We start from the raw sequence: 4,951 nt of genomic DNA, 5'->3' as shown, positions 1-4,951 counted from the left end.
TGTCGAGAGGGTTCGAGGCATCGGGGACCGCCGGGAAATGGAGTGATGACTTGCCCGGATCAGACTTTTTTGGGACCTTGTCCGTCAATGTCCCATTTGGGATATCGGTGTAGGCGGCTGGCACCTGTTGCGGAATGGCATTGCCTTCCCAAGGTGATCGGCGCAAATCTTGACCGGACGGCGCATGCCGGTGACGCAAGCAGTCGACGAAAGGGGAAAGCGGATGGATGCGACCGAACTGAAGGCCATGCAGGCGCCGCTGAAGCAGGCCTATCGTGACGACGCTTCGCAGGCCATGATCACGCTTCGCGCCAAGGGCTCGATCGACGACCAGTCGGTTGCCTGCAAGGTGGAGACGGGCAGGGCGCTCGCCATCGCCGGCCTGCATCCGGCAACAGGCGGCTCAGGCCTTGAGCTCTGCTCGGGCGACATGCTGCTGGAGGCGTTGGTCGCCTGCGCCGGGGTGACGCTGAAGGCGGTGGCGACGGCGCTCGAGTTCAAACTCGGCGCCGCCACGGTGGAGGCTGAAGGCGATCTCGATTTTCGCGGCACGCTCGGTGTCGCCAAGGATGCGCCGGTCGGCTTTCGCGCCATCCGGCTCAATTTCAACCTCGACACCGATGAGCCGCAGGAGCGGATAGACTCGCTGCTGAAGCTGACCGAGCGTTATTGCGTGGTATTCCAGACCATCAGCCAGAAGCCGGAACTGACGGTCAGCGCACGCCGCTGACGCCTACTGTGCTGACGGTTCTTCGGCGTCACCCTCGTCGGTGAAGGGCGAGGCGCTCGGCACGCATTGCACCGACCAGCCGGCCGGTGTCGGCTGCTTCTGATATTCGGTGATGGCGGCGGTGCATTGTTCGCGCTTGTCGAAGGTGCTGGGCAGCACGACCATGCCGCCTTGCGGACCGGCGATTACCAGATACCAGACCAACGCTGCTGCGGTCGTAGCCATGGGGATTTCCTTGTTCTGCCAGTTGGGCGCTTGTTGTGGGAGTCGCGGTGACCCTACCAACTCCAAGGAAATGACGAAAGCATGACCGCCGCACAGCTTCCCGCCGCCAAATCACAGCCGCGTGATGTGACGGCGGGTTTCCCAGCCCGATTTCGAAGCGCAATCGGCTCAGTTGGTGGCAAAACAATAGAACAAGCCATCGCCCCCGGTGCCCTTCAGCGCCTCTTGGCTGCAGCCGCCGCGCGAGGCGTGCGAGGAATTCCAGGATTTGGCGGCTGCCGAATCGTCGAGGCCGGTACGGTCGTGATGGCCCATCATCGCGGCGCCTTCCGCCCCGCTCATCGTCCAGTCGCCGCAGGTCTGGTCGGCGATCTTGGTGCCGTCGGGCTTGGAGCCGGTCAGCACGTCGTGGCGGTTCGGCGTGTCACCGCGGCCGTTGACCACTTCGCCTTTCTCGTTGAGCGCCGTCTGCTTGGTGATGCCGTTGGCATCGCTGTGCAACGAGGCGACGTCGTCAGCGATCTTGACGCCCTTGGCGTTCACCCACGGCCCCTTGCCGATGCGGTCGCGGGCGTCAGTGTCGCTGGTCGACAGATAGGCAGCCCAACTCTTGCCGGTGACGCCGGCGGCTTCCGCCAGCGATGCGCAATGCGCGTCGGCACCCTTGAGGCCGCCGAGGTCGGCACCCTTGCCGGAACCGACACTGGTGACGAAGAAGCTCATCTTGGCATCTTGCGAGTAAGCGGCGCCCGCGGCTGCGATCAGGATGGCCGCGGTGGCGAGAAGCAGTTTGCGCATGGTGGTTCCTCCGGTTTGGGCTTCGACTACGTCGAAGAAACGTTTCCGGAGGCCTGTTTAATCCCTACGCATGTCGCTTAAAAGTGCGCAGCGGTTTTTGGGAAACCGACATGCGTCAAAAAAAGGCTCAAGTTTTATTCCGGCTGCCTATAGGCGACGAAGCGATTGTGCTTGGCCTGGAAGATCAATCCGGTCTCTTTCAGCCCCGGGCTGGCCAGCGGCACGATCCGCTTGGCGATCTCGGAGGGATGCGGCAACGTCTCGGGATCTTCGCCCGGCACTGCCTGGGCCCGCATGGCGGTGCGGGTGGCGCCGGGGTCAGCGGCGTTCACCCTGAGCGGCAGGCTCTGCGTCTCATGCGCCCAGGAGCGCATCATCGTCTCCACCGCGGCCTTGGATGCCGCGTAGGGTGCCCAGAAGGCGCGCGCCGAGTGCGCGGCGTTGGAAGACAGGATGATCGCGCGGCCAGCATCGGAGAGCCGCAGCAGAGGGTCGACCGAGCGGATCAGCCGCCAGGTCGAGGTGACGTTGATGGTCATCACCTTCTCGAAGGTTTTTGCTTCGACATGACCGATCGGCGAGATGACGCCGAGCACGCCGGCATTGGCGACGAGAATGTCGAGCTTGCCCCAGCGTTCGTGGATGGCGCCGCCCAGGCGGTCGATGCCGGCCATGTCGGCGAGGTCGAGCGGCACCAGTGTCGCCTGGCCGCCGGCCGCCTTGATCTGGTCGTCGAGCTCTTCCAGCCCGCCGACAGTACGAGCCACCGCAATGACATGCGCGCCGGCGGCAGCCAATTCCTTGGCGATGAAATAGCCGATGCCGCGCGAGGCGCCGGTGACGACCGCAACGCGGCCGGAAAGGTCGAGGGTCATGCGATGGATTCCGGGAATTGACTAACGCTGATGGCGGTCCGGCCTACGTCCCGCTTGTCGCCAGCAGCGACAGCGTGCGCACATTGTCGTGGCCTTCGAAGTCGAGCAGGCGGGTCGGGTACTGGCCGGTGAAGCAGGCATCGCAGAATTGCGGCTGGTCGTTGTCGCGGCTGGCCTCGCCGACCGCGCGGTAGAGCCCGTCAATGGTGAGGAAGCCAAGCGAATCGACGCGAATGAACTCGGCCATCTCCTCGATCGACATGCGCGATGCCAGGAGCTTCGATTTCTCCGGCGTGTCGACACCGTAGAAGCAGGAGGCGCGTGTCGGCGGTGAGGCGATGCGCATATGCACCTCCTTGGCGCCGGCGTCGCGCACCATCTGCACGATCTTCTGGCTGGTGGTGCCGCGCACGATGCTGTCGTCGACCAGCACCACGCGCTTGCCTTCGATCATGCGGCGGTTGGCATTGTGCTTCAGCTTGACGCCCATATGGCGGATCGAATCGCCCGGCTGGATGAAGGTGCGGCCGACATAATGATTGCGGATGATGCCGAGCTCGAAGGGAATGCCGGCCGCCTGGCTGAAGCCGATCGCCGCCGGCGTGCCCGAGTCCGGCACCGGCACGACGATGTCGGCCTCGACCGGGCTTTCGACCGCCAGCTCGGCGCCGATACGCTTGCGCACCTCATAGACGTTGCGGCCTTCGACCGAGGAATCCGGCCGCGCGAAATAGACATATTCGAAGATGCAGAAGCGGGTCTTCTGCGGCTCGAAGGGGAACAGGCTCTCGATGCCCTTGGACGTGACGACGACCATCTCGCCGGGCTTCAGGTCGCGCACGAAACGCGCACCGATGATGTCGAGCGCGCAGGTTTCGGAGGCCAGGATCCAGGCGCCGTCGAGATCGCCCAGCACCAGCGGCCGGATGCCGAGCGGATCGCGGCAGCCGATCATCTTCTTGGCCGTCATCGCCACCAGGGAAAAAGCGCCCTCGACCTGCCGCACCGCATCGATGAAACGCGAGTTCAAATCGCGCTCCTTGCTGGTGGCGACGAGGTGCAAAAGCGTCTCGGTATCGGAGGTGGAGGAGAAGATCGCGCCTTGCTTCTGCAGCGCGCGCTGCACGGTCATGGCGTTGGTCAGATTGCCGTTGTGGGCGACGGCGAAACCGCCATCGGCCAATTCGGCGAAAAAGGGCTGGATGTTGCGCATGCCGGCGCCGCCCGTGGTGGCGTAGCGCGTATGGCCAATGGCGCGGTTGCCTTGCAGGCTGTCGATGACGCGCTGCTTGGTGAAGGTGTCGCCGATCAGGCCGACATGGCGTTCGACATGGAACTGGCTGCCGTCATAGGAAACGATGCCGGCCGCTTCCTGGCCGCGATGCTGCAGCGCATGCAGGCCCAATGTAACGATGGCCGCAGCGTCCTGCCGGCCGAAAATGCCGAACACACCGCATTCGTCGTGGAAATGGTCGTCGGCCTCGGCGGAAAGCACGTCGTCTGCGTCTGCCATCTTAAGCTCCGCTAAAATCGCCATATAATGCGGGTTCGCGCCGAAAGCAACGCGGGCCGTGCAGTCGTTCACACCATCGTCAGATCCTGACGCCGTTTTTCGGCGTCAGTTTGCCGGTGCCGCCGGTGCCGGAGCGGCCGGGGCGTTGTTCGCCGGTGGTGTTGCGTCATTGTCGTCAGGCGCCGGCGTGTTGGTATCGTCGCCGCCCGCCGGAGCATCCGCCGCCGGTGCGTCCGGAGCAGCTGGCGTCTCGGCGGCCGGCTGATTCGGATTGAGCTTCTTGAGGATCGCGTTTTCCGGATCCTCGGGCAGCAGGCTTTCGAGCTTGGCGCCGATTTGTTCGAGCAGCGGCCGCGACTTGGCCTCGGTGACCCAGGCTGGCGCCTTGGCGCCGGCCAGCCAGTTGAAGAACAGCAGGGCGACGGCAACGACCAGGATGCCGCGCGCGGCGCCGTAAAGGAAACCCAGCGTCCGGTCGAGTGCGCCGATCCGGGAATCGATGATCCAGTCGGCGAGCTTCATGGTGATGACCGAGACGACGATCAGCGCGATGATGAAAACCACGCCGGCGGCGGCCGCCATGGCCACCTTTTCATTCTCGATGTAGGGAGCGAGGTAAGGCACGACCGGCTTGTAGAAGAAGAACGCCGCCGCTGCCGCCGCTGCCCAGGAGACGACGGACAGGACTTCGCGCGAGAAGCCGCGAACCATGGCGAGCATCGCCGAGACCAGAGTGAAGCCGACGAGAATTCCGTCAAGCAGCGTAATCGGCATGTCTTTCGCCCCACTCCATGAGCCGCATTATAGCGC

6 protein-coding genes are annotated in these 4,951 nt (G+C 64.3%); 1 reads left to right on the top strand and 5 read right to left on the bottom strand.

The window, feature by feature from the left end; translation table 11 throughout:
* Window positions 1–223: 223 nt before the first annotated feature.
* The gene (locus EN991_RS23145) at window positions 224–730 is read left to right on the top strand and encodes an OsmC family protein (RefSeq protein ID WP_027162698.1); all 507 of its coding nucleotides are present in this window, start codon (window positions 224–226) and stop codon (window positions 728–730) included.
* Window positions 731–733: 3 nt separating this feature from the next.
* Here the strand turns inward: EN991_RS23145 and EN991_RS23140 are convergent, their stop codons facing one another.
* The 5 genes from EN991_RS23140 to EN991_RS23120 form a co-directional block, all read right to left on the bottom strand.
* Window positions 734–955, bottom strand: coding sequence for a hypothetical protein (locus tag EN991_RS23140; protein WP_013532531.1), 222 nt, complete (start codon window positions 953–955; stop codon window positions 734–736).
* A gap of 168 nt (window positions 956–1,123) precedes the next feature.
* Window positions 1,124–1,753, bottom strand: a complete 630-nt coding sequence (locus tag EN991_RS23135) for a hypothetical protein (RefSeq protein WP_013532530.1) — start codon at window positions 1,751–1,753, stop codon at window positions 1,124–1,126.
* A gap of 134 nt (window positions 1,754–1,887) precedes the next feature.
* A complete protein-coding gene (locus EN991_RS23130; RefSeq protein WP_127369620.1) occupies window positions 1,888–2,628 on the bottom strand; it encodes an SDR family NAD(P)-dependent oxidoreductase in 741 nt (246 codons plus the stop codon).
* Window positions 2,629–2,671: 43 nt separating this feature from the next.
* The gene (purF, locus tag EN991_RS23125) at window positions 2,672–4,141 is read right to left on the bottom strand and encodes an amidophosphoribosyltransferase (protein WP_013532528.1); all 1,470 of its coding nucleotides are present in this window, start codon (window positions 4,139–4,141) and stop codon (window positions 2,672–2,674) included.
* A 105-nt stretch (window positions 4,142–4,246) separates the two neighbouring features.
* Window positions 4,247–4,915: a CvpA family protein gene (locus EN991_RS23120; protein WP_013532527.1), complete on the bottom strand. Its 669-nt coding sequence runs from the start codon at window positions 4,913–4,915 to the stop codon at window positions 4,247–4,249.
* Between the last annotated feature and the right edge of the window lie 36 nt (window positions 4,916–4,951).

It is taken from the genome of Mesorhizobium sp. M7A.F.Ca.US.005.03.2.1 (assembly GCF_003997795.1).
Lineage (GTDB): Bacteria > Pseudomonadota > Alphaproteobacteria > Rhizobiales > Rhizobiaceae > Mesorhizobium > Mesorhizobium ciceri.
The sequence above is the reverse complement of the archived record's forward strand: the minus strand, read 5'-3'. Positions and strand labels throughout refer to the sequence as shown.

Excerpts from the sequence above, each read along its gene's own strand:
- EN991_RS23145 (WP_027162698.1), top strand. The coding sequence starts at position 224 with ATGGATGCGACCGAACTGAAGGCCATGCAGGCGCCGCTGAAGCAGGCC.
- purF (WP_013532528.1), bottom strand. The coding sequence starts at position 4,141 with ATGGCAGACGCAGACGACGTGCTTTCCGCCGAGGCCGACGACCATTTC.
- EN991_RS23135 (WP_013532530.1), bottom strand. The coding sequence starts at position 1,753 with ATGCGCAAACTGCTTCTCGCCACCGCGGCCATCCTGATCGCAGCCGCG.
- EN991_RS23130 (WP_127369620.1), bottom strand. The coding sequence starts at position 2,628 with ATGACCCTCGACCTTTCCGGCCGCGTTGCGGTCGTCACCGGCGCCTCG.
- EN991_RS23120 (WP_013532527.1), bottom strand. The coding sequence starts at position 4,915 with ATGCCGATTACGCTGCTTGACGGAATTCTCGTCGGCTTCACTCTGGTC.
- EN991_RS23140 (WP_013532531.1), bottom strand. The coding sequence starts at position 955 with ATGGCTACGACCGCAGCAGCGTTGGTCTGGTATCTGGTAATCGCCGGT.